The organism is Exiguobacterium aurantiacum (assembly GCF_024362205.1).
Lineage (GTDB): Bacteria > Bacillota > Bacilli > Exiguobacteriales > Exiguobacteriaceae > Exiguobacterium > Exiguobacterium aurantiacum_B.
Genome location: NZ_CP101462.1, coordinates 2,081,546 through 2,105,940 on the forward strand (window position 1 = coordinate 2,081,546; position 24,395 = coordinate 2,105,940).

The 24,395-nt window shown below is 48.0% G+C and carries 21 protein-coding genes and 2 pseudogenes; 4 read left to right on the forward strand and 19 right to left on the reverse strand.

Annotated elements, in window-relative coordinates:
- Positions 1-176: 176 nt before the first annotated feature.
- A complete protein-coding gene (locus NMQ00_RS10810) occupies positions 177-719 on the forward strand; it encodes an NAD(P)H-dependent oxidoreductase (RefSeq protein ID WP_031590464.1) in 543 nt (180 codons plus the stop codon).
- A gap of 156 nt (positions 720-875) precedes the next feature.
- Here the strand turns inward: NMQ00_RS10810 and NMQ00_RS10815 are convergent, their stop codons facing one another.
- The 17 genes and pseudogenes from NMQ00_RS10815 to NMQ00_RS10895 form a co-directional block, all read right to left on the reverse strand.
- On the reverse strand, positions 876-1,241 hold the full coding sequence (locus tag NMQ00_RS10815) for a DUF6262 family protein (RefSeq protein ID WP_000619629.1): 366 nt from the start codon (positions 1,239-1,241) through the stop codon (positions 876-878).
- 1 nt (position 1,242) lies between these two features.
- Positions 1,243-3,156: a tyrosine-type recombinase/integrase gene (locus tag NMQ00_RS10820; protein ID WP_031590465.1), complete on the reverse strand. Its 1,914-nt coding sequence runs from the start codon at positions 3,154-3,156 to the stop codon at positions 1,243-1,245.
- A 2-nt stretch (positions 3,157-3,158) separates the two neighbouring features.
- Positions 3,159-3,476: pseudogene (locus tag NMQ00_RS10825) on the reverse strand (tyrosine-type recombinase/integrase); the annotation flags it as partial.
- Positions 3,477-3,535: 59 nt separating this feature from the next.
- Complete coding sequence (istB, locus tag NMQ00_RS10830) at positions 3,536-4,252, reverse strand: IS21-like element helper ATPase IstB (RefSeq protein WP_251306973.1); 717 nt, start codon at positions 4,250-4,252, stop codon at positions 3,536-3,538.
- Positions 4,249-5,694 (reverse strand): IS21 family transposase, encoded by a 1,446-nt coding sequence (istA, locus tag NMQ00_RS10835; protein WP_369696444.1) that lies wholly within the window; start codon positions 5,692-5,694, stop codon positions 4,249-4,251. Before istA ends, istB begins: the two co-directional genes overlap by 4 nt.
- A 143-nt stretch (positions 5,695-5,837) precedes the next feature.
- Positions 5,838-6,614: pseudogene (locus NMQ00_RS10840) on the reverse strand (tyrosine-type recombinase/integrase); the annotation flags it as partial.
- A 113-nt stretch (positions 6,615-6,727) separates the two neighbouring features.
- Positions 6,728-7,234: a JAB domain-containing protein gene (locus NMQ00_RS10845; RefSeq protein ID WP_255176697.1), complete on the reverse strand. Its 507-nt coding sequence runs from the start codon at positions 7,232-7,234 to the stop codon at positions 6,728-6,730.
- Positions 7,235-7,257: 23 nt separating this feature from the next.
- Positions 7,258-7,845 carry a Maf family protein gene (locus tag NMQ00_RS10850; RefSeq protein ID WP_255176698.1) on the reverse strand — a complete coding sequence of 196 codons (588 nt, stop codon included), beginning with the start codon at positions 7,843-7,845 and terminating at the stop codon, positions 7,258-7,260.
- Between the two features lie 138 nt (positions 7,846-7,983).
- Entirely contained in the window at positions 7,984-8,691 is a 708-nt protein-coding gene (locus NMQ00_RS10855) for a hypothetical protein (RefSeq protein ID WP_131433521.1), read from the reverse strand.
- Entirely contained in the window at positions 8,688-10,310 is a 1,623-nt protein-coding gene (gene pilM, locus NMQ00_RS10860) for a pilus assembly protein PilM (RefSeq protein WP_255176699.1), read from the reverse strand. Before pilM ends, NMQ00_RS10855 begins: the two co-directional genes overlap by 4 nt.
- A gap of 12 nt (positions 10,311-10,322) precedes the next feature.
- Positions 10,323-11,075, reverse strand: a complete 753-nt coding sequence (locus NMQ00_RS10865; RefSeq protein ID WP_255176700.1) for a prepilin peptidase — start codon at positions 11,073-11,075, stop codon at positions 10,323-10,325.
- 97 nt (positions 11,076-11,172) lie between these two features.
- On the reverse strand, positions 11,173-11,652 hold the full coding sequence (locus NMQ00_RS10870; protein WP_255176701.1) for a prepilin-type N-terminal cleavage/methylation domain-containing protein: 480 nt from the start codon (positions 11,650-11,652) through the stop codon (positions 11,173-11,175).
- Between the two features lie 142 nt (positions 11,653-11,794).
- Entirely contained in the window at positions 11,795-13,012 is a 1,218-nt protein-coding gene (locus NMQ00_RS10875) for a type II secretion system F family protein (protein ID WP_255176702.1), read from the reverse strand.
- Between the two features lie 4 nt (positions 13,013-13,016).
- Positions 13,017-14,051 carry a type IV pilus twitching motility protein PilT gene (locus NMQ00_RS10880; protein ID WP_255176703.1) on the reverse strand — a complete coding sequence of 345 codons (1,035 nt, stop codon included), beginning with the start codon at positions 14,049-14,051 and terminating at the stop codon, positions 13,017-13,019.
- Positions 14,052-14,055: 4 nt separating this feature from the next.
- Positions 14,056-15,714: a GspE/PulE family protein gene (locus NMQ00_RS10885; protein WP_255176704.1), complete on the reverse strand. Its 1,659-nt coding sequence runs from the start codon at positions 15,712-15,714 to the stop codon at positions 14,056-14,058.
- 1 nt (position 15,715) lies between these two features.
- Positions 15,716-15,997 (reverse strand): hypothetical protein, encoded by a 282-nt coding sequence (locus NMQ00_RS10890; RefSeq protein ID WP_215190290.1) that lies wholly within the window; start codon positions 15,995-15,997, stop codon positions 15,716-15,718.
- The gene (locus NMQ00_RS10895; RefSeq protein ID WP_255176705.1) at positions 15,994-17,220 is read right to left on the reverse strand and encodes a G5 domain-containing protein; all 1,227 of its coding nucleotides are present in this window, start codon (positions 17,218-17,220) and stop codon (positions 15,994-15,996) included. Before NMQ00_RS10895 ends, NMQ00_RS10890 begins: the two co-directional genes overlap by 4 nt.
- A 162-nt stretch (positions 17,221-17,382) precedes the next feature.
- Here NMQ00_RS10895 and NMQ00_RS10900 point away from each other — a divergent pair, with 162 nt between their 5' ends.
- The 3 genes from NMQ00_RS10900 to NMQ00_RS10910 are packed head-to-tail and all read left to right on the forward strand — an operon-like array spanning position 17,383 to position 20,011.
- Positions 17,383-17,835 (forward strand): prepilin-type N-terminal cleavage/methylation domain-containing protein, encoded by a 453-nt coding sequence (locus tag NMQ00_RS10900; RefSeq protein ID WP_255176706.1) that lies wholly within the window; start codon positions 17,383-17,385, stop codon positions 17,833-17,835.
- Complete coding sequence (locus NMQ00_RS10905; RefSeq protein WP_215190293.1) at positions 17,774-18,337, forward strand: prepilin-type N-terminal cleavage/methylation domain-containing protein; 564 nt, start codon at positions 17,774-17,776, stop codon at positions 18,335-18,337. Before NMQ00_RS10900 ends, NMQ00_RS10905 begins: the two co-directional genes overlap by 62 nt.
- A gap of 18 nt (positions 18,338-18,355) precedes the next feature.
- Positions 18,356-20,011, forward strand: a complete 1,656-nt coding sequence (locus NMQ00_RS10910; RefSeq protein ID WP_255176707.1) for a hypothetical protein — start codon at positions 18,356-18,358, stop codon at positions 20,009-20,011.
- Between the two features lie 44 nt (positions 20,012-20,055).
- On the opposite strand, the gene NMQ00_RS10915 is transcribed toward NMQ00_RS10910, so the two are convergent.
- Both NMQ00_RS10915 and NMQ00_RS10920 read right to left on the reverse strand, forming a co-directional pair.
- Positions 20,056-20,670 (reverse strand): ankyrin repeat domain-containing protein, encoded by a 615-nt coding sequence (locus NMQ00_RS10915; protein WP_255176708.1) that lies wholly within the window; start codon positions 20,668-20,670, stop codon positions 20,056-20,058.
- A gap of 48 nt (positions 20,671-20,718) precedes the next feature.
- A complete protein-coding gene (locus NMQ00_RS10920; protein WP_255176709.1) occupies positions 20,719-24,189 on the reverse strand; it encodes a DUF5057 domain-containing protein in 3,471 nt (1,156 codons plus the stop codon).
- Positions 24,190-24,395 lie beyond the last annotated feature (206 nt).

Below are 24,395 nucleotides of genomic sequence, written 5' to 3' on the forward strand. Positions count from 1 at the left end.
AACTTAGTTATGTAAAGATTAGTTATTGTTTAGTTCATCTTCTATAGTTTAAGCTGTAAATAAATAGCTTAGGAATCACGCAAATTTGACTTTCTTAGAATAGAATACTTTTAAGTAACTCAACTTTCGTACACTTTTTTATTGGTGCGAAAGTTGAGTATGCTAAGGATGAAACAATGAAAACATTGGTGATCGTTTCTCACCCAGATATGCCAAATTCTCGAATCAATAAAGTTTGGGTAGAAAAAGCAGCGTCCTATCCAAAAGAAATTACCATTCATGATCTTTATAAAGAGTATCCTGATTTTATTATAAATGTAAAAAGAGAACAGGAATTAGTTGAAAATCATGATAATATTATTTTTCAATTTCCATTATATTGGTATAGCTCTCCTTCATTATTAAAAAAATGGATCGATGAAGTGATTATATATGGATGGGCTTACGGATCAAAGGGTAAAAGAATATTTTATAATCGAAAATTAGGATTAGCTATATCAGCTGGCGTAAAAAAAGGTAAATTTACAAGTATGGGTAAAAACAAGCATACATTAACCCAGATGTTAACACCATTCAAATCTTTATGTGCATACATTCACGCTGAATATGTACCAGAGTTTGTACTTTACGGTGCTAATTCGGATATGAAGGGCGAAGAGATACAGAAAAGTGCTAATGAGTATTTGCAATATATTAAAAAGTATTATTTAAGAGCATAAAACACTTCTGCGATCATGCCAACAATACTAGAAGAAAGCCCATTTCCCCTTAACACATTTAGGGAAATGGGCTATTGAAGTTATTGAAGGTTTTAGCGATTTCATTTTAGGTAGCCAATTCAAAGTACCCAATAAATTCCAAGAAACACAAATCTGCTAAAACAGCTTGCCATGTAATTTTTGAACTTGATCCTTTAACCGTTCATTCTCTTCTTCTAACGCCTTTATACGGCTTTTTAAGGTTTTTATTAATACGTCCTCTGAACGAGGGCTTTTACTAGGTTTACGGGGGGTTAACTCACTTATCTGCATCCCTCTTAATGTCTCCACTCTAGTTCTAATATCTTTTTGTTTGTAAAGCCATGACTTTGAAACATTTGCTTTTTGTGCAACGGAATTAAAATTAATCTTCTCTTCTTTCAATGCCATCTCTGAAATTGTCTTTTCAACCCTAATTCTTGTTTTCTCCGACTTGTCTTTAGCTAGCTGAACTATGGCAGTTGTGTTACCTTTTCTAATCATTTTAATTCGTCTCCTTTAACGAATGAATAATCTGTTCTAATCTATTTTTAACACGTTCATTGGTTTCAACCTGACGCTGCCATTGGTTTTGTTTAGCCCTATTTAGTATTTCTTTAGTTCGGTCTAAGTGCTCTTCATGTTCATTAAGAAATTGTTTACTTGTACAGAAATTCGTACAATCTAAACATGCATTTGCATGAGGACATGGTCCTGCAATTACTGGTAACCGACAATAGCCATTAGGAAGTGCCTGTGCATTGATATTCTTTTTAAACCATTGAAGATCTGTATTGTCAGCTTCAGTATTTTCCTCACTTAAATCCAGAATGCTACCGTTATTCGTTACAAAGGTTTCCTTAAATTTCGTAAATTCCTTCTTTAGGGTTTCATCAAAAATATGTGCATATCTTGCCGTCATTTCCGGTGATTCGTGACCCAAGAACTTCTGGACAATATGTTGTGGCACTCCGTTATTTATCATTCTTGTGCCAACTGTATGCCGAAAGGCATGAGCATGAAAACGAAAAATTTCTCCGTTGCTGTCCGTTATCTTTTCTTCATAAGCTAGTTCATTTAATTTAACCCTAAAGGTATCTTGTTTCAATGGTGAGCAATCTTTTCGGGGAAACACATATATACATTCATCATCGAGTTCATCAGCCACCCTTTGCTCTTGAACTAATATCAATGCAGCAATTTCTTTAGAAATAGGAATGATATGCTCTTTCTTCATTTTCCACTGATAATACTTTAAAAAGCAATCCCCTTCTTTATCGGTTATGACGCTCCCTTTTTTCAATGTACAAAGTTCACTGATACGCATTCCGCATTCTTGAAGTACCATAACCATTGTAGCAATATAAGGTTCCAATTTATCTAATTTCCCATTTAGTTGTTCAAGTATATGTTCATCAATATAACGTGGTAGTGCCTTCGGCACTTTAGGGTAATCTTCTTGAAAGATAAGGATCTTAGAAGGTGTATCCTTCCAGTCATACCTTTGAATTGTAGTAAAAAAAACGTCTAAAGTAGATATTCGTCCAGTTACAGTACTGGGTTTTAAACCTTTTAAATTAATATAATTTAAATATTGCTCAATTTCATTTCTAGTTAATTGATGAATCCTTTGTATACCTTCACAATTTTTGTTCATGAAATTAAAAAACTCTTTTAATTTTGAAGCTATATCTACTACGTGAGAAAAGCTAGCTATGTTTAACATTAGTTTACAATATCGCTTAACTATTTCTTTAAAATAATTATTCTCAAAACCCTTAAAGTTGATCGTATATTCGTAGGATGTTGGGTTTACCTTATCTTCCGGTAATGATAATTTTCTTCGATTCCAAACATCTTTTTCCCATTCTTCCCCATCAAAATAGAAGTCCTCATAGAATTCCATAAACTGTTTAAGATGAGTAACGTAATAGGAATTAGCATGTACAGTAACTTTCTGCTGATTTACATCAAGTTTGTAATTAGTAGTCGTAGTTTTTACTTTTTGTTCTGTTAAGTAGGTCCGGTATTCTGTCAGAGCTTTTTTTATAGGCACTTCGGTTATCGATGTAATATTAGGATATTTTAAATTTAAAAATCCCATCATCCGGCTTATCACTGTTCCCTTTCTAATCCAAACGGATTTTGCATTCCAAGCTCCATTATTCAAGTGAAGGTAATAAAAATATTTTAATTCTGTTTTCAACCAGATATTTTCCACCTTATCGAAATTTACCCAACGATTTCTTAGTGACGGATTCTTACTTAACTCAATTGCACTAGGATGTGGACAAATTCTTATATCCCATCTATCTGCTGCCCAATAACCTTTTAAAACACTTGTCATATTAGCTATTTTTTTATTAATCTCTGTACTAGCGATAAGCTTTCGATTAGTCGCTACACTTGGAAATTTCATTGTCATGTTTCTCTCCCTTGAAGATACTTTTTATATTCATTCTTCATATCTTGATCAGAAAGATGAACATAAGTATCAAGTGTTGTTTGTACATGGGCATGCCCTAATCTTTTTTGTACATATGCAGCATCCCATCCACTTCTAATAAGCTCTGTGGCATGCGTATGACGTAATATATGAGCATTGAAAGTAATCCCTGTCCGTTTTCCTAGTCTTCTTATTAGGTCTAATACACTTTGATATTTTAGAGGGTGGCCAAAATAAGAATCTTTAAGATTAATAAATATATAATCATGATCTAAATCTTCCCCATATGTATTTTGCAATACAAATGTGCACAATAATGCAACGAAAAGTACAGAACTTTGCCAACTAAGTTTTAATGTTTCGACAACGCATGCGTGACACGATAACTGTCACCTGTGAAGTTAAGTATATGTGCGTGATGGATGACACGATCGACGAGTGCCGCCGTTAGGCGCGCGTCGCCAAAGATACGATTCCACTGGCTGAACTCAAGGTTGGATGTGATGATCAGGCTCTTTCGCTCATACCAGTCGGTGATCAGATGGAACAGGAGTTCCGCAGATTCTTTTGTGAGAGGGATGTATCCCATCTCGTCCAAAATGATAAGGTCTGCCGATTCGAGACGTGAATGGAAGCTGCTCAGCTTCCCATCGCGCCAGGACTTGTTGAGTTGCTCTACGAGCTCGGAGACCCGGAAGAACCTCACCTCATACCCTTTGTGACAAGCCTCTCTCCCGAGTCCGATGGCCAAATGGGTCTTTCCTGTTCCCGGGGACCCTGTCAGAACGACGTTCTGTGAATGCTCGACGAAATTCAGTGAGGTCAGTTCGTCCTTATCCAAATGCTTCGGGAAGTAGATGTGATTGCCCCAGTGATAGTCGTCGAGTGACTTGTTATTGATAAATTTCGCCTTTTTGATAAATCGTTGCGCCTTCGCTTCTTCGCGGAGACGCATTTCCATAGAGAAAAGTTCCATAAGAAATTTTTCAGGAGATTCCGTTGGAATCGATTCATAGATTTCGGCGACGTAGGCAAGGCGGAGCGACTTGCACATTTCTTTCAAGCTCATGCGGTGCCACCTTCTCCCCACGGCCGATTCAGGCTATCATACTTGCTCCAGTCCACATCATAAGGATGGTCCTCAACCACGGCTGGATCGTCGTCCTCGCTCAGTAGCTCGTATAGGCGTTCATTGATCTCGAGGATCGGATACAGTGCGAGCTTGGCTCGGATCCAGGCCAGTCTTTCCTGCCGAACGAGTAAGTTCGGCACGCCCAGGTACTCTTTGATTCTACCCGGCAGATATTCGGAATAACGGGAGTGACCGAAGCTTCTCGGCTTCTTGTGCCAAGTGCTGATGATGTTTTCCCACGGGAGCGCACGTTTTGTCATCATGTAGGGCCGTTTTTCTTCGTAGAGGATTTCTCCGTGAAGTGAGAGAATCTTCATCGAATCCCACCTTAAGATGGCGCGTACTTGCCCATGACGAGACCCTGAAGGGACCAAGACTTTCGTCTTATCGATCGTTATTTCGCCGTACTTGTTCACCTTGAACAGTTCTTCTTTGAAGACGGGGAAGTCTTCTTGCGGCAATCGCAATAGATGTCTCTGCTCTTCTTCGAACAACTCACGGATCAGCACATGCTTTTCGTAGTGTACTCTCTCCATATCGTCCCGTAGGGAAACTGAGAGCTGTCGGTTCATCGAATCGTAATCATGCATGACAGGAGCCGGGACAAGGAAATTGTATCGAACGTATCCTACCTTGTTCTCGACACTTCCTTTCTCGTTTCCGCTATAAGGATTGCAGCTTTGGACTTGGAAGCCATAATGAGCCATGAACTGCAGGAAAGCATCTGTATAGATTGCCTCTTCTTTCGTCGTTCGCGGTTGGATGACTGCGGCGGGGAGATTATCGATTCTGAGCTGTTGCGGCACACCGCCGATTTCTTCAAAAAGCATTTTGAGCCCCGTCAGGAAGCACTCTTGGTTTTCTGCGGGGAGGGCGACGGCTGCCGTGCGGTTGCTGAAGGGCAAACTCATGACGAGGCACTTTACATCGACCGCATGACTATCTTTGACGACTTCCATCGTTCCGAAATCCACCTGCGCCTCACCCGGAGGGTGCTGCAATCGTTCGTGCCTTGTGTCGTTTTCCTCCTCGCTCGTCATATGCCAGCTCTTGATGAAATTGCAGACCGTTCGGTAAGAACCCTCGAATCCGTTCGCCACCAGCGTTTCATAAATCTTTTTATTCGTTCGTCTTAACTTTTTCTGAAGCATCTGATCTTCGGTCAACCAATCCTCGACCATCTCGCCCCATTTCGTTCCGTACATCATGCCCCTCTTGGGGCGAATGGTTTCACTCGGCAATTGAGCTGAATCTGCATATTTCTTTACCGTCCTCCAATTGAGGTCTAGATTTTTAGCGATTCGGTTGATTGAATGTGATTTGTGGTTTCTGAGAAATTTGATACAATTGATATCGGACATTGCTAGCATTCCTTTCATCTCCTAACGTTCTTGTGTCGCAACTTAAACGTTAGGGCGAGATTATGGTTGCTGGCAAGTCCTTTTTCTTTTCTAAAATAGGAGTGCAGAGTTGTGTACGTTTCCGTTGCACACTTCTGCACTCCTATTTTGCACTACACACCATATTCATGTACTAAGTAATCGGTATATAATGCCATTAATTCCTTACTTACATCAATAGTTCTTTCTTTTTTAAGTTTAATATAAGCTCCATTTTCATTGTGATCTCTTGGCCTGATGTTAATCTGGTTATCCCATGTTGAAATATCTTCAATACGAAGGGATAATGCTTCTCCTATCCGAAGTCCCCCTTCATACATAAGCATAATAAGTAACTTATCTCTTTTGGTATGACATGCCTCAATTATTGCTTTAACTTGTCCATGTTCTAATACTTGTACAAGTTTCTTTTTGACCCTAAGCTTTAAAATATTTTTTTTATAGGATCTACCTTTAGTAATATGGTGAAGAAACCCCTTAAAGTTTCTTCCTCTTGCTTCTTTAGACATATCTATAGCTTTAAAATTTTCTGTGCGATTTAAATACTCTAAAAAACTAGTTACGGCGTTAAGTATGGAATTAACTGATGTTTCCTCTCTTTTAGCCTTCTTTGGTTGTATATCTATTACCTTTAAATGCCCTGCTGGATTTCTTAACCATCCTACAAAGTTTGCCAAATCCTCAAATTGTAAATCTCCTAATTCGATTCCACTTTGGCTCATAAATTCATAAAACAACTTGAGATGATAACAATATGTTTTAATGGTATTTGGAGCTTTGCCTGTATTATCCAAGTACTTTATAAATCGCTTAACCGGTTCTATGACTTCAAATTCTTTATCTAGGAGTATGTATAACGGATATGATTTTTCCTCCACAATTACTTTCTGAACCTTCATGTTTCCACCACCTTTAAATACTTTAACTACTATTAATAATACCCTTATATATTTAATAGTTAAAGCACTGTAATTAAAAAATCCTAAACTTCGAGTACTTAGAGTACTCTAGTTTAGGATACTATGTTTAATGCGTCCCCACTTGGATGGTTATGCACGGCGATGAAGCACGCCGCCGACAGTTTGAGCGCTTCCCGGAACACGTCGCGCGGATGGACGATCGACGAATTGAGCCCACCGACGAACAGCGTCTTCCGGGCGATGAGCTGATTCTTCGTGTTCAAATACAGACAGATGAAATGTTCTTGATTCAACAACCGGAGTTCATCACGGAGCAGTTCATAGGCGTCCTGCGGCGAACGGATCGTCGGCGTCTCCACTTTCGGTTCCTCGACGTAACGGAGACCGATCGCAAACGCTGCGAGCAACTGCTCGGCTTTCTTTTTCGTCATGCCCTCGATTTGACAGAGGTCGCTCACGGACGCCTGCGACAGCGCCCGAAGCGAAGGATACACATCGGACAGCCGTCGGGCCGTTTCGTACGGGTCGCCACCCCTGCCCCCGATTTGGAGTAGCCGGGCGATCGCGGATTCAACACTTCGGTCGAGCACCATGGTCATTCCTTCACCAACTTTCGCTTCATTCACAGAAAGCGCGGCGCTACCCCGTGTCGCTCGAGCGTCTCGACGAGCGGACGAATTGGCAGACCGACGACGTTATAAAAGTCCCCTTCGAGCCGTTCGACGAACAGACCGCCCGACCCTTGGATGCCATAGGCGCCAGCTTTATCGTACGGCTCCGTCGAATCGAGATAGCCATCTAGCCATGCGTCCGGGATATCGATGAAGGTGACGTGCGTCGTCGTGACGAATAAGTCTTGCCGCTCGGGCCCGATGATGCTGACGCCGGTGAGTACTTCATGCATCGCTCCCGAAAGCCGTTGCAGCATGTCTCGTGCGTCGTCCCGGTCTTTCGGCTTCTCTAAAATCGCACCGTCTAAGACGACGACCGTATCTGAGCCGACGACGACGGCGTCACGGTTGTTTCGAGCGACGTCCATCGCTTTCTCGCGGGCGAGGCGTCCGACATATTCGTCCGGATGTTCCCGTCCGTTCGTTCCTTCGATGACGTTTGACGGAATGACTTCATGCAAAATACCGGCCTGGGTCAACAGCTCGGTCCGACGCGGCGACATCGAGGCGAGGATGACACGTTTCTGTGTTGGTTTCATTGTAACGACTCCTTCCATATGTGCGTAACGGCCTTCTTTCCCGTATCACACTTCACTGTCGATTGTAGGCAAACCGGCACGCGAACACAATGCGCGACGCCTCAAAAAAACGCCCCTTCTTTTGAAGGGACGTTCGAATCATGGCGTTGTATAGTCGTACACCGGGATGTCTTTCGGGGTGAACGTCTGCGCCGGCACGTAGCGGTCCTCAACGAGTTGATCGAGGTCCGGGCGATAGAACGCATCGAGTTCGACCGTGAAGTCGAGCGGTTCGGCCGTCTCGGTCGTGTTCGGGCCCGTCTCGGTCGGTCCGGTGAACTGGACCGTGCGCAAGATATGGATCCGGTTCATCGACTCGACCGACTCAAGGAACAAGACGAGCGACTCGTACGTGTCCGCTTGGAGCGACACCGTCGAGCGGACCGACGAGGCGTTGACCGGCGTGATTGCGACCGGTTCTGCCGGTTCTGCCGTCGCGCTCGCGTCGTTCGGTTCTGGCTCATCGACGTCTTCCGGCACTTCCGATTCGGCGATGATGCCGTCAGCGAAAGCGATGCTCGTCACGCGGACGTCCGACAATTGGCTCGCTTGCGACAGCGTCTCGACGACCGTGTCGAGTGCTGCTTCAGTCGGGACGCGTGTCTGGAGCCGCTGCGAGTCGGCGACGTCGACGACTTCCCCTTCTTGACGCAACAGTTCGAGTTTCGTCTGCTCGAGCGACAGTTCCCGCTCCAGCGCCTTGACGTTGCCTTGATGGATGAAGTACTGGTAGCCGAAATAAGACGGCACGGCGATGGCCGCGAACAAACAGATTGTAAAGATCAAATAAATCGTCGAGCGCTTCATTCGCTCACCTCCTCCTCATCGGTCGTCTCTTCGGTCTCGCCTTCAGGTGTCTCCCCTTCCGGCGTCTCCGGTTCGACATCGGTGAATGTGAAGGTGAACTCGCCGATGTAGCGCGGGAGCGGTTCGTTCGTCGAATCAAGTACGTCCGGACTGAGCGGCTCATCGGTATCGGTTTCTTCCTGCTCGGTCTCCGCTTTCGTCTCGGTCGTCACGCCGAGCAGTTTGACGTTCTCAAAGCGCACGTCGTTCAAGAGCGACCGTTGGAACGCGTTCAATTCAGCGAGCGTCTCGAACTGGGTACGGACGCTCATGAGCGATCCGTCGGCGTAGTTATACGTCAACACATAACCCGTCGGCGGCAATTGTTCGGTCAACGCCCGGAGTGCCGGCACGGCCCATCGTTCCTCAGCCGTGAGCGCGGTCACCGTCTGGTCGAGCGACAACACTTGCTGACCTTTCGAGTTCACTTGCTCGGTCTGGTAGATGCGGACGAGCTGCAACTGCTCTTCGATTTGGGCCTCGTTCCGTTCCAACTCGTTCACTTCATAGAACAAATAGCCGGTCGCCCCACCACCGATTAACAGGGCGAGCAGACTCGCGATGATCGGCCAGCGTAACGTCACATCGGTCGAATTGATGAAGTTGGCATCATGCTCCTTATCGAGCGTCGCCATGCCGAGGAGCGGCAGCATCTGATGTGACAACGGCGTCGCATGTGACAGTGGAAGCGGGTCGGCGATCCGTTTGACCGGCACCAGCGCCTCACTTTCGATTGCCTGGACGAGGTCATCAAGGTTCGGGACCGTCCCCGACACAAGCAATTCGTCAATCGGGCGGCCGTCCGTCCGAAGCGAGTAGCGATAGAAATCAAGGAAACGGGCGAGTTCGTTCAGCCACTCGTCCGTCTGATTGGCGAACGTCTCCTCGGAGCCGCTATATGTATACGTGACAAGGCCGTCCGTCGTCTCAGCACGATACGGGAGGTCGGTCTCGATGGCACGGATGAAGCGGACTTGGCCTTCTTCAAGGACGAGCAACTGGTGCGCGAACGGCGTCACGTGCCAAAGAAGCGTCGATTTGAGCGGGTCGAGCGTCTCGAGTCGGGCCACCCCGTTGGCGATGGCGACCGGACGCGGCACGATCTTCTTCAGTTGGAACCCGCGTTTCTTCATGTAGGCGCGAATCGCTTTCGTCAAATCGACCGAGACGGCGTGGAGCATGACCTCGGTCTTCGTCTCCGTCTCGCCGAGCACTTCATAGTCGAAGGCGACGTCGTCGAACGGCAAGATGATCGAGCTGCCGATTTCCATGAACAGATAACCCCGGATCTCATCTTTCGGGATTGTCGACGGGATCTCGACTTTACGGGACAACACCTCAGTCTCGGCCATATCGACGGCACAGACCATCCCTTTTCGGACTTTCAGTTTGCGGCACAGTTCATCGAAGGCGAGACCGAATGCATTCTCGTCTTCAATTCGTCCCCCTACGTAGGCGCCTTTTGCCAATTGGACGGACGCGCTGCGTTTGAACACGCCTTGTTTAATCACGGCCCCGTGGATGCTGAGCGCATCGAACGAGAAATACGCGACCGTTCCTTTCTCTATAGACCGGCTCATGCTGGTTTCCCCCTACATCAAATCAAAATACCAATCAAAGAAGCGTTCGCTGAACCAAAATGTCAGCATCGTGCCGAGTGCAATCGATGGCACGAATGGGATCGGCTGTTTGCGATCCATCCGTTTCAAACCGATCAGTGTCAGTCCGACGATTGCTCCAATCAAGCTCGATAAAAATAAGGCGACGAGGACGTCGCGCGGCCCGAGGACGAGCCCGATTACTGTAAATAGTTTGACATCGCCGGCCCCAAGTCCCCCCCTGGAGACGAAAAAAACGGTGGCGAGGACAGAAAATCCGAGCGCCGCTCCGGCAATCGGGCTCCACCAGGCCACACCCGCGCCATAGGCGAGCAACATGAGGACCGGTGCCGTTAACAATAAGATGACGTTCGGGACGAGCATCGTCGACAAATCCGACATCGCCAAGGCAAGGAGCGTCGATAAGAAGACGAAGGCAAGGAGCGTCGTGAGGCTGAAGCCGTACAGCCAGAAGCTATAGGCGTAACCGACCGCTCCGAGCAATTCAAAGAGCGGATACGTCGGCGCGATCCGCCCGCCACAGCCGCGGCATTTTCCGCGCAGGAACACGTAACCGAAGACCGGAATCAGTTCCCAAGCGGATAAGACGTGTCCGCATGACGGACAGTGTGAGCGCGGCGTGACGATGGACTGTTTGCGTGGCACGCGGAGCCCGACGACGTTCGTGAATGACGTGATGACGGCCCCGAGGACGAGGCTATAAATAAGACCAATGAGTTCAACCAATCAAGGTCACTTCCTTACTTGTAAGTATATGCCAAAAACAGAAAACCGGCTAGGCTGAGCGAGTGCCCAGCGCCAGCCGGTGGATTAATGTAAATGTTTATTTAGTTAATGTATCTTTATTGAGGTCTTTTTCAGGAGTTAGGTTAAAAGCAAATTCTGTTGGTACGGCTCCTTCCAATGTTACAGCATATGCAAATTTACCTGAATCCTCGGTTATAGTTACAGTTGCAGTTTTGTATTGACCCTCGCCAAAAGGATCTTTTAAGTTCGAAATATAATCCATTCCGGTACCAGGTGTTGTTGTAGGTGTTGTACCTGTAGAAGTAGATAAGAAAGTTAAAGTTCCAGCTTGTGGATTCGACGCCGTATGTAACTTCGCCGCACTCACCATCTGCTTCGCATCGGCAACCATCGCATCCTTCTTCGAATTCTCGATAATCCCACCAATCGCGACAACGGCGATTGCTGCGATAATCCCCAAGATTACGACGACGACGAGCAACTCGACGAGTGTGAGTCCGCGTTCATCTTTCAATTGTTTGGCGTCTTGCCAAATCATTTTCATTTTCTCTAACATGACTGATTCTCCCCTTTTGTGTGTTTTGCTGTGTGGTGTGCTGCATGCATTACCTTAGACCTAAGTATAAGTAGAACAATTTTACTATACATTCAAAAAATAGGATTGAAAAGATACAAATCTTCAAATAAATAAAAAATTTCTACTGATTTTGGATATCACCATAAATTTGGAACATCGGCACGACAATCGCGATGACGATGACCCCGACGATGCTCGCCAAGACGACGATCAACAGCGGCTCGATGATCGACTTCAGACGGTCTGTCGTCGTCTCGACCTCGGTCTCATAAAACTCTGCGACCTCATTCAACATCGAGTCTAAATCTCCGCTCTCCTCGCCGACCGCGATCATCTGTGTCATGAGCGGAGGGAAGCTGTCGTTTCGTTCGAGCGGTTCATGGAGCGGGATCCCTTGCGCCATCATCTTGCGCGCCTGACCAAGCCCTTTGCGGATGACCCGGTTCGAGACGATTTTCTCAGTGATCTCAATCGCCGACAAAATCGGAACGGCCGCTTGAAGCAAGACGGCCAAACTTCGCGTCAACAATGCGATTTGTGACTTCAGGACAATCGGTCCGAAGATTGGCAGCTTTAACAACAACCCGTCAATCACGTACCGTTCCTTGTCCCGTTTGAGCATCCAGGTGAAGATGAGCAGTGCGAGGAATACCCCACCGAAGATGAGCCACCAATAGGCGGCGACGAAGTCCGACACGGCGACGACGATGCGCGTGATGAGCGGGAGTTCCCCACCGAGCTGTCCGAAGATACTTGCGAACGTCGGGACGACGTTCACCATGAGGAACGCGACGACGCCAATGGCGACGATCGACACGACGAGCGGGTACGTCAACGCCGAGATGACTTTCCGTTTGACGTCATACTGTTTTTGGAGCTGGAGCCCGATTTGGTCGAGCGCCTCCTCTAAATTCCCGCTCGCCTCACCTGCGAGTGCCATCGAGCTGAAGAAGTTCGAGAATACGCGCGGATGTTTCTTGATCGCCTCCGAGAAAGCGATCCCTTCGCGTAAATCGTCCTCGACTTGACTGAGCGTCTTCTTCAACACTTTCGACTCGGTCTGGACGCGTAAGATGGACGTCGCCCGGACAATCGGCACACCGGCCCTGATGAGCGTCGCGAACTGGCGCACGTACATAATCAAATGTTCAATCTTGACCCGCTCAGGGAGCAGGTTGACTTCTTTATTCAACCCCGTCGACTCGAGTTCGTTGAGCTCGGTGACGAGAATCGATTCTTGGCGCAACTTTTCTTTCGCTTCGCGGAGCGAGACGGCGGTGATTCGTCCTTTTTTACGCTTTCCGTTCAGCAATTTGCCTTCGTATTGGAAGATGGCCATCTAGTCACCTCTCTTCATTTGGTGTGACATTCGGGTTGATGACACCTTGACGGACGAGCTGTTCAATTGCCATGTCCATCGTCTGCATCCCGTTCTGCCGGTTCGTCTGGATGACGGTCGGGAGTTGGAACTCCTTCTCGTTCCGAATCAAGTTGGCGACGGCAGGATTGCCGATCATAATTTCCATCGCGGCGACACGCCCTTTCGGCACGTCGACGCGCGGGAATAAGCGCTGACTGACGACACCGAGCAGGACGTTGGCGAGCTGGGTCCGAATCTGGTCCTGTTGCTCGGCCGGGAAGGCGTCGATGACACGGCTGACGGTCGACATCGCACTTGATGTATGAAGTGTTGCCATGACGAGGTGACCCGTCTCGGCAGCCGTCATCGCCGTCGAAATCGTCTCGAGATCCCGCATCTCCCCAAGCAAGATGACGTCCGGGTCTTGCCGGAGCGCGGCCCGAAGACCGTCGACGAACTTCATGACGTCCGAGCCGATCTCGCGTTGATCGACGATGCTCTGGTCGTGCGAATGGAGATATTCAATCGGATCTTCGAGCGTGATGATTCGTTTCCGCTGTGTCCGGTTAATCTCGTGGATCATCGCGGCGAGCGTCGTCGATTTCCCAGAACCCGTCGGGCCGGTGACGAGGATGAGGCCGTACGGCTTCTCAATCAACCGCTTTAACACTTGCGGCAAATCGAGCTCGTTCATCGTCGGGATTTCCCCGGAAATGGAACGGAACGCGATGGCGACCGTACCTCGTTGATAATAGGCGTTGACGCGGAACCGCGACACGCTCGGGACGCCGAACGAGAAATCGAGGTCGCGCTGCATATCAAGGCGGCCCCGCATCTCATCCGTCATGATGTCTTTTAAATAGCTTTCGATATGAGACGGCAACACTTTCTCGTCACCCATCGTGATGAGGCTCCCGTCGATCCGGATGATCGGCGGTGAGCCGGCGGTCAAGTGGATGTCCGAGGCGCGTAGTTCGACCGCTTTCGTTAAAATCACTTCAATCGACTGATGGATCATTAGCTCACTCCGTTATCACTGTTCTCAATATTTCCTCGGTGTTCGTCAATCCGAGCGCGACTTTGTCAAGCCCATCGGCGAGGAGGAAACGAACACCTTGTGCTTTCGCATAGGCGACCATCTCGGCCTCCGTCGCCTGGTTCATGATCAGACGGCGCAACCCTTCATCGATCGGCACGACCTCATGGATGGCAAGCCGTCCACGGTAGCCCGTGAAGTTACACGACGCACAACCGTTGCCACGCATGATCCGCTCGACCGGGACGCTTTCAGCACTAAACAGTTCCTGCTCCCGTTTCGAGACCGGCTGTTCATGGCCGCAGTCGCGACAGACGCGGCGGACGAGCCGCTGGGCGACGAGCCCTGACGTCGAGGCAGCGACGAGGAACGGTTCGACCCCCATGTCAATCAAGCGGGTGATCGAGCTGATAGCCGAGTTCGTATGTAGTGTCGATAGAACCAAGTGACCCGTCAACGACGCTCGGATGGCAATCTCGGCCGTCTCGGTGTCCCGAATCTCCCCGACCATGACGATGTTCGGGTCTTGTCGCAAAATCGACCGAAGACCGGACGCGAACGTCAAACCGACTTTGGTGTTGACTTGGACTTGATTGATGCCATCGAGCTGGTACTCAACCGGATCTTCGACCGTGATGATATTTTTCGATTCTTCGTTCAGTTCTCGCAACGACGCATAGAGCGTTGACGATTTCCCTGACCCTGTCGGCCCGGTGATGAGGATAATCCCGTTCGGCCGTTTCAACATATCGCGATAGACCGCCTCGTTCTCATCGCCGAAATCGAGTTTCGTCAAATCCGTCAACCCTTCCGAGGAGTCGAGCACCCGGATGACGATTTTCTCCCCATACATCGTCGGGAGCGTCGAGACGCGAAAGTCGTACGGGCGGCCCCGAAGCGTATATTTGATACGTCCGTCCTGTGGCAAGCGACTCTCAGTGATGTCGAGGTTACTCATGACCTTGAGGCGCGTCAGCATGACGCTTTGGATTTTCTTCGGATAGACGGTCTCGGTCCGAAGATCACCGTCGACCCGGAAGCGGACGTGCAACTGCTTCTCGTGCGGGTCGAAGTGGATATCCGAGGCGCGTTGGTCAATCGCGCTCAAGAACAACTGATTGACGAGCCGGATGACCGGAGCGTCATCACGCGACGCCGTCTCCTGCCGTTCAAGTTCAGGTGCTTCTTCTTTTAAAATCTCGATGAGCGACGCATCCATCTCGTAAAAGCGGCTAATCGTCTTACGAATCTGTTCACGCGTGGCGATGCCGACCTCGATGTTCATCCCCGTCTGGAGACGTACGTCATCAATGGCGATCAAATCAAGCGGGTCCGCCGTCGCGATGAACAACGTGTTACCTTGCAACGAAATCGGCATGATGTCATGTTTTTGGGCGATGACTTTCGGGACGAGCTTCGTCACGGTCACATTGATGTCTTGCGCATATATTGAAATGATCGGCACGTTCAACTGCTCGTGCAGCACTTGAATCAATTGCGTCTCGGTCAAATAGTTCAATCGCATGAGTGCGTCCCCGAGTTTCTCCCCGGTCCGCTTTTGAGTAAGTGCTTCGTCTAACTGGTTATGTGTGATTATCCCCGCCTCGACGAGCATCTCGCCGAGCCGTTTTTTCGTTCGTCTCAACTTACTTCACCATCCTCTGTGGTACCTCCTGTTCGACGTCTCGCTGTTCGATGAACGTACTGAGCGCTGCACCGCCGGCCAAACCGATAGCGAGGAGGGCCCACGCCCACCATACCCGTTCGAGCCCTTCGACGTACAGGCTATACACGCCGAGCGAGAGCACGGCGACGAGCAACGAGATGACCCCTTTCGTCTCACGCTTCCGAATGTATGGAATCGACAAGGCGAACACGGTCAATGTAGCGAGTACCCAAAAGGCAATCAAAATCAAATACCCGATCATCCGACTGCCCCCTCACTTGGCACCGGGTCATCTTCATACACCGGTGGCTGTTCTTCAAACTCATTCAATCCGTCATCCTCTACATCGTCATCGAACAGGTCATCTTCCAGTGATTCGTCCGGGAAAGTTGGAATCACCGGTTCGACCGGTTCAGGAGGCGGGAGCGGGACGGAACTTTTCGTCACAATTTCCGGGATCGGCTCATAAAAATCAAATCCGAGAAGCTCGAGTGATTCGCCGGTGTCCGTGATGCGGACGCGATACAGTTTACCTGACTCCCCGGTCTGCCCGGACTGGGTCACAGATGAACTGCCTGCCGTGAGCGACGGTGAGAAGCGGACGATGTTTTGATACGGGACAGTCGACACGTCTTCGACGCGCGATTCATAAGCGCCGATGAATGGCTTACCGAGTAACTGCACCGTCACGGTGTTCCCTTCCTCTAACACGATGAGCGCGTATGATGTCTGTTCCGTGTTCTGAACGGCGAAGTTCGAACGCTCGTCGACTTTGACATCATAGCCGAGCTCAATATCAGCCGGTAACGTCTCATGTTGCACGCGCTCTAAAATTTGAAACGGTGTCGCCGCGAACAATTGATACATCGATGAACCGAGCGTGCTGAGCGCCTCAAAATCTTCCCCGAACGCTTTTAAGCTGAAGATGTCACCAGCTTCCATCTCGAAGCCGTTCATTCGGTCGAGCGCCGATCGCATTGATGGTGTCGGACTGACCGTGATCGAGGCGACAACGTCGCTCTCTGTTGCCGTCATCTCGAGCATCACGTCTGAATTTAAGTTCGAGGCCGCTTCGATGAGCGGCGGTGTCACCATCGAAAGCGTCACCGGTTGGTTTTCTAAGTATGGCGTCAACCGTGCTTCATCGACCGTCGTGATGAGCGGATATGTATCCGATTCAGTGACCGCCTCGAGTGTCGCGTCGACGTTGAACGAGACGACGTCTTTTCCGACTTCGAGTGTCGTCCCATCGACGAGCGTCACTGTGAACGGCGTGTTGTTGAAGTCTTTGATGGCGTTATCAAGCCGAACAACCGCTTCTTCTTTCGTCATCCCCGATACATTGATACCAGCCACTATTGTTTTTTTATATGTAGTACTCGTCTTCGCCGAGGCATCGAGATAGTTTACGAGCCCAATCGTCGGCAACGACACGAGCAGGACTAGCCCGGCTAGGATGAACAAATGTATCCCATATCGCTTCATTCCATTTCCCCCTCTATTTCAAGCCCAATGGGACTTTGAATGACTATCCGTTACCACTGTAACTTTAGTATAATATGCATTGTACAGAAAATAACAATTATTTCAGGTTAAACGTCTCTTTTTCCCTATCTTTAAAATATATTTGAAAAGGAGGTCAATATAATGACCCGTTCCGAGCAAGGTTTCACGCTCGTCGAAGTACTCGTCTCGATCGTCATTCTATCTATCGTCTCCTTTTCCTTATTGAACATTTTTAGTCAAAGTTTGAAAACCACGAACGATAGTTTGAATCGAACCATTGCCAACCAAGTCGCACAAAACACGTTACATACACTTGATCGGCGAGCTTCAACGCTACAAGATGAGTTGTCTCTATCAAAACTTGTCCCGAGTGGAGCCCATTGTCCATTTTGTACGGAGATTAACGGACAGACGTTCCAAGTTGACGTAAACGAAACGCGATCGATTCAACTCGATAACACGCTTGAAATTGAAGTTTCCGTCATGACGGAAACGATGACCACACCTGTAAGTCTGAAAGGAGTGATATCAAATGCCACGTTACGTGAACCGTTCCCCGAGACAGCTGTTCCGGAAAGCGAAGACGCTCAGTAAAAAATCAGATGGTTTTACATTAGTTGAACTGCTTGTGACAGTAGTCGTGGCATCGATTTTGAGCGGAGCAATTATTACGGCTTTTCTATCAGGTACTCTAGGGTTTAGATTGACAAACGATACGAGTGAACTACGAAGTGAAGCCGATTATTTAGTCTCTTCCATCTTATCAGAAGTGAACCGCAGTGAATTCGACGCGGTCACAATGATCGATGACACTTATCAGTTTCATCGACTTTCCGAACCAAAGATTTCATCGGCCGGCATGATTTATCGCCAAGCAGGTTATGAATCGATTGAACTGAACTTATCTGATTCGTCTTATACACCAAGTAATCCAAACGTTATACTCGAGCAAATCTCGATTCAGCTACTTGATCCCGTTTACGACGCGCGTCGTCCGCGCTATATGACCAGTGGGCTCTTTGAGATCGAGCTGGTATTGTCTTTGGCCGAGAACCCTGATTCAACCAGGACGTTTAAAAGTGCTATCCCATTTTAAAAGAAGGAGGTCCTCATTATGCATAAGCGAGAAGAAGGATACGTCCTCGTCCTCGTCCTTGTGACGATGGCGGCACTCGCTGTGTTATCGCTCGCCGCCATGCAAGTCAACCTTGTGACAAATAAATTGACGATCATCCGAACCGAAGATACGCAGCTAAACGAAGACGCAAAAAGTGCGCTTAACTTAATTGCAGCAGACGTGCGTAATCGTTTTCCGCTTCATGATTCGAATCGCGTACCGGATCATATGACTTCTGAGACCGTTTTTAATGACGCGATTCAAGAGACACTTGCTTCCGACGAACCGTTTGTGCAATTTAACGAGACGAGCGACAGTACCATCACGTACTCAATCCGATTAAAAGAGGATGACGAAGCAAACACCCTCAACACCGCACCATTCACAAAAGTTTTACAAGTGAACGTCGTGGCTAGCCGCGAAACAAACCCTGAACAGCCACGTTTAAAGGTCGAATACACTCAAGACTTATATTTAACGGCGTTACCATCATTTTTATATTACGTACTTGGTTCAGACCAACAGCTATCGGTAAATGGGATGCCGACCGTAAAAGGGAACATCTACTCAGGTGGCCCGTTCACGTTGTTGCGCTCTGCCAATTACCAATTGGATGGCGAAGCGAAACAGCTCCAAAACCTGCCCACGAGCCGCTTTTATTTAGATGGACGAATCGACGTACCGGACCTTGCCTCTTGTAGTGTATGTCGTCAGCCAAACTATTTCACAGCTGGAAATAACGGCGCGAACGAGTTTCCAGATGCCGGACCTGTCACTAGCCAGTTCTCACCATTCCAGTTTGACTATTCCATCATCGAGTTCGTGAACCGACGATTGGCTCAAAAATTGCCTTACACGAACACGGTCGAAGCTACCCTCTTCAAAGAATCAATCATCCCTCGGACAAACCAAGTGTTCGAGACGGAACGTGTCATTAGTGACGATGGCTCGACTATTATCGAACGTCCGAGTCCCTATTTAACAAAACGACTATATGACCGGTTAACGGATACGTCCATCGTGACACTACCGCCCTCTTTAGCGGGGAGACCGATGGTGATTACGGAATCAATTGCAAAAAATGAGAATCCACTCTTGTTTGATGGTGACCTTACAATTGATTCGCTCGATCATATTTCGATTGATCGGCCGTTGCTGGTAAACGGCGATTTGACAATTCAAGGAAACGTCTCGTTTGAGTCCACGGTATACGTGCTCGGTGACAGCGTGATTGATCGCGCCAACATTCGACCACTTGATGAAGACAGTCTCAATTCGCTCATCCTTCTTTCGAAAGGGAAAATCTTATTGAACCGGATCAACGAATTCGAAACCGGCTCGACATCACTCCAAGCCTTTTTGTATAGTGACTCTTTAGAAAAGACACAAGTGTACGCGGTCGGGTCGGAGCTCCAAATCAAAGGGGGGTTATATAGCAGAGGCCCGCTCGACGTAAACGTCTTCCGTGGTCGTTATCCAGAGGCGGACGGACTGTCGGCCGCTCAGTACTTTGAGCGTAACGTACCTGAGCAAGCGCCCGAGCATTCGCGTCTTCAGCTGACGTATAACGATGCGGTCTTCAATCAATTGGATACGTTACCTGTCACCAATCAGCTTCAATTCTTTGTGAGCCAACCGGTTCAAGTTCAATAAGCGACAGCAAAGACCCGAGCTCCTTCACTGGAGCGCGGGTCTTTTTAATGTTGATTCATCCACTTCAATACAGCGTCGGAACGGAACTCACGAGCCAACTGTTCGTGCGCGGACGTCCATAACGCTCCGTTCGCGATCAACCGTTCGATGAGCAGCACATGATTATGGCGGATAGGTTGATATAAAATTGATTCTTTCGCTTGCACCGGAATCGTTGCACCACCATCAAGCAGTGAAGTGACGGCGTTCATATCGAGCGCATCAGCGGCGAGGACAAGGAGCCGATCATCGTCAACTTCTTGGTTCACGACTTTCCATTTTTCTGCATCTGCGTTTTCACCATACACTCTCGCCATGAGTGGTTCTCCGTTCACTTCCGCGAACGGATCAGCCCCATGTTGCAAATAGGTGCGAATCACTTCACTCGTTCCGAGTTGAAGGGCTTCTAAAAATAAGTCGGGTGTCGGCTTTACTTTTTCAGATTCAATTGCGAGTTCGACCGCTTTCCATTCACCACGTCGTTGAAGCTCATGAACGTCTTCCACAGTCAAATCACGTTTTGCCGAGACGGCTTTTTGCAGGTCCTCTCCTTGAAGGGACGCAAGGTCGACTGTCGCTTTGCTCCAAACGAATAGTCCGAGTGATACGAGCAGCACCATGGCACATAACATCCATTTTCGTTTCAATTGACTTCCAACTTTCTTGGATTAATACCGATCGTCTTTACTCTCTCCCGATGTTTCAATGACACGGACATAGAACGTGTCTATAACAGGGACGAACGTTCGACCGTTAGGGAGCGTCGTGTATACTTTCACTTTTGCGATACCTGGTTTGACGGGAATCAATTGCTTGCCAGAACTATTCACCTTCACAAACGCTTCACCTGCCAACACTTCTAAACGGTAATCTCGCCATGTCGACGTGACCGGCCAGAATTGAAGTGACGGACTTCTCGATGCGGCACCTTCTCCAATATTGATGGTCATGTCTTGCGCCAACACTTGATTCGGATACTCGTTTACGCGAATCACAGTAGGATTGGATACGACATTTTTAAGTGCAGTCTCGACGAAGGCGGTCTGTAACGAGATAGATGTCACGTTCCCGTTTGACCCATGGCCATGGTTGGCGCGTAGCGTATAACCAGACGCGATGGGTGTAACCGTCAACGCAGCGGGTATCGTTCCAATCAACGTCGTCTCTTTTCCGACTTCTGGGTTGGACAGAATGCGAATCGAAGCCGTATCGTTCACACGCTTCTCATCATCAAGGCTATCCCATACCCATAGATCAAGTTGTTCCGGCGTTTGCGTCAACGTAGGTGCTACTACACTCACAGTGAACGTCGTAGACGGCATACGAATGTTCAAATTAGTGAACACGTCTCCTGCGTTTACCGTCGCTTTAATGACCGTTTCACCTGGCTTGAGGCCACTAATTTCTAGTGCCGAGCCTTTTTGAACGAACGAGACACTGTCACCCGACACGGTCTCATAGCGCACTGTCTCGAATTGAGCCGTACTCGGTAGGATGCTTGGAGTCACCGTCACCTTTTGCCCGACGTATAACGATTGGGCGTTGATTTGGATTTGCTCAGGTGGACTGATGACTTTGATGGTCGATTCAGCTGTGATGGCCGGTCTTCCTTCTCCTGGTTCAACCGTTAAACGTAGTTTCGCTTGTCCGGTTTTGATTCCTTTAATGACGGCGTTATTGCCTAAGCCACTTAATTGAACAATGCCGTCGTTGCCCACGACTTCCCATTTCAAGTTTTTCCAGTTCGGGTTCGTGAACACGTTCCCTTTCGCATCCGTGATGACCGGACTGACGACTTGATCTGCTCCGATTTGTAGTGTCACGTCTGGAATCTTCGCCTTATAGGCGAACGGGGAGCCGATGTTGATAAAGAGATCCGGGAACGTTGAGGTGATGGTCGTCTCCTTATCCCAGTCGTTATGTTTATCTAATATATGATCTTGCTTCTTCGAATAATCGATGTCCGTCTTGAGGGCGTTGTCGGCTTGTTTCAACTGGAGAATCGAAGCAGAAGGTTGAACAGCTCGGACGACGACGTCAAACGTGAGACGACGGTCCCCGCTCTCCTCTGGTAAAAAGACATTGACAGACCCATTTCGTAAATAATAGAGCTCTAACGGGAATGCGACATCAATTCTTTGAGTATTTGAGATGGGCAACTCGTTTCCTGCCGCATCGCGGATGGCCACGACTTCAAGTTCTTTTGGCAACTGTTCAGTGAATGTCGCCAACTTGATGCGAATAAACTTGTCTCCTAACTGGTTCGGCAGTCGATCAAATTGCTCAGGATACTCGACTTGATAATTGATCGTCCCTATCTCATACAAGGAGATGGTCGACGGATTAATCGAGCGCGTCACTTTAATTAAATCCGAGACCGATTCCGGTTGTTTCACATTGATGGTTAACGTATCGGTCACTTTGGCGTTTCGCTTGTCCGTAGTCTCGATGGAGACTACTAAAGGTGTCCCTTCGATGACATCGGCGGCCGGTATGACGAATTCTCTTACCTCATAGTTTCGTAAATTTTCAAACGTACTTGTCTTACCGTTGTACGTGAACGTCGAAGTGAGCGATTGATCTTGGAAGTCATAGTCGCTTGGACGCCACATGATGCGTACATCACGTCCAGCCGTCACTTCGAGCGTCTTTGTTTTAATGTCTTCTTTCGAATAGGCATTCACTTGATCGCTAATCGATTCAATGACGTTATAAGGTTTATGGTTTGCCCCGATGAAAGCACGATACATCGTATTGATAAAGATTTTTTTCTCATCAAGCTGAGTGAAGCTGTTCGTGTGCCCTGCTCCTGAATAGGTAAAGTTGTTTTTCGTGTATGTGTAATAATGGTTATTCGCGTCTCCATAGACGCGGTTTCCACTTGTAGAGTACAAGTTATACCAAGGCGTCACTTCAGGATCATTTAAATCGAGCGTGAAATATTGATTGTGGGTACTTGAGATACTTTTCGGTGCTGCATCTAACTTGAACGGATAGTTGGTGAAAATCCCATCTTGAACTTTGATGGCCTGCGACGTTCGTTCAGGTGCACCGAACCCCATGTTCGTATACGTCCGTTGCCCAGAAATGTTCGATGCGGCATCGTGGTGGACAAACTGCCGTTCCCATTCTGAAGTCGGCGCATCCGCGCTATTCGTGCGGAAAATCGTGTCGTGCGTCAACATGACTCCTTGGCCAGTCTCGCTGAAGCGTTTAACTTTTCTCGTCGCGGTCTCACTCATGCTGCCTGACACGTTGTATGAGTCTTGAAAGCCGAAAATCAACATATCATATTCGTTTGCCGCTAATGACGCATCATATGCGCCTTTATCGAAACTGTCCGTGTTTCCGTTCTTCAGCTTGAACGCATAGTTTCCGGCCGGGTCGACAAGCATATCTGATAAATCTCTAGATATTTGTCCATTCGTGCTCGTCCCTGCCGTCAATTGTAAAATATTTGCTTGCACTTGTTGATCCACGTAGACAAAGCTTCCTTTTTTATAGTCGGCTCGTCCTGTAATCGTATCTTTCACCACAAGCATCCAGTTTTTCGGACCACTGAACGTCGGACGTGACAATGTAAAGTCAATCGTTGCCGAAAGCTTGGCAGCTTGCTCGACCACTTTTTCTTGAGGCTGGAACCGGTCATTGTGATCGAAGTCGATATATAGCTCGACAATCGTGGCAGCACTTGGAGACATCGCCAAATTGTATGCGAAATTAATCGGAGCTCGGACATCCTGTTGAACAGTGATGGTGTTATTCGTGATAGGTTGCTGATTGTAAGTAAGGTTCGTGCTCGTCAATCGAGGACGGATGCCCGTAGATTTATTGAGTTGTTGAATCATCTGCTGATCGATATTTTTCTCGCCTTCTTTCGGGAAGACCGAGACATTCGAGTACGTCGCAAATGAAGCGAGTCGTTTTAATTGGGGACCTCCATTTGCCGCATCTTCGTGTATATAGAGCGGTAAGCCGACGCGCACGATTGAGTTGAACAATTCATCTACTTTAAGGGCAGTCAAATCGTTGAATTGAAGTGTCGTGTCATGGTTCGCGCTCCGTCCGATAGTTCCCGTCTGGTATTTGACAGACAACGGACTGCTACCGATCATGACGGCGTCATACGCTCCTACCATAGGAAAACGAGAAGCGTTAAATTCTTTAATCGTCATGAACTGCAAGTTTAACTTTGCATTGTCTACGTTTAATGAGGCACGGTACGTATCGATTGCTGCCTTATATTGATCGACGGTGAGCGTTTTTGAGGAGCTAAAAGCATCTCGTAAAATCAACACGTTCAATAGGGGTTGATTTGTATTGGCAGACCCGGTTGGTGGCACAA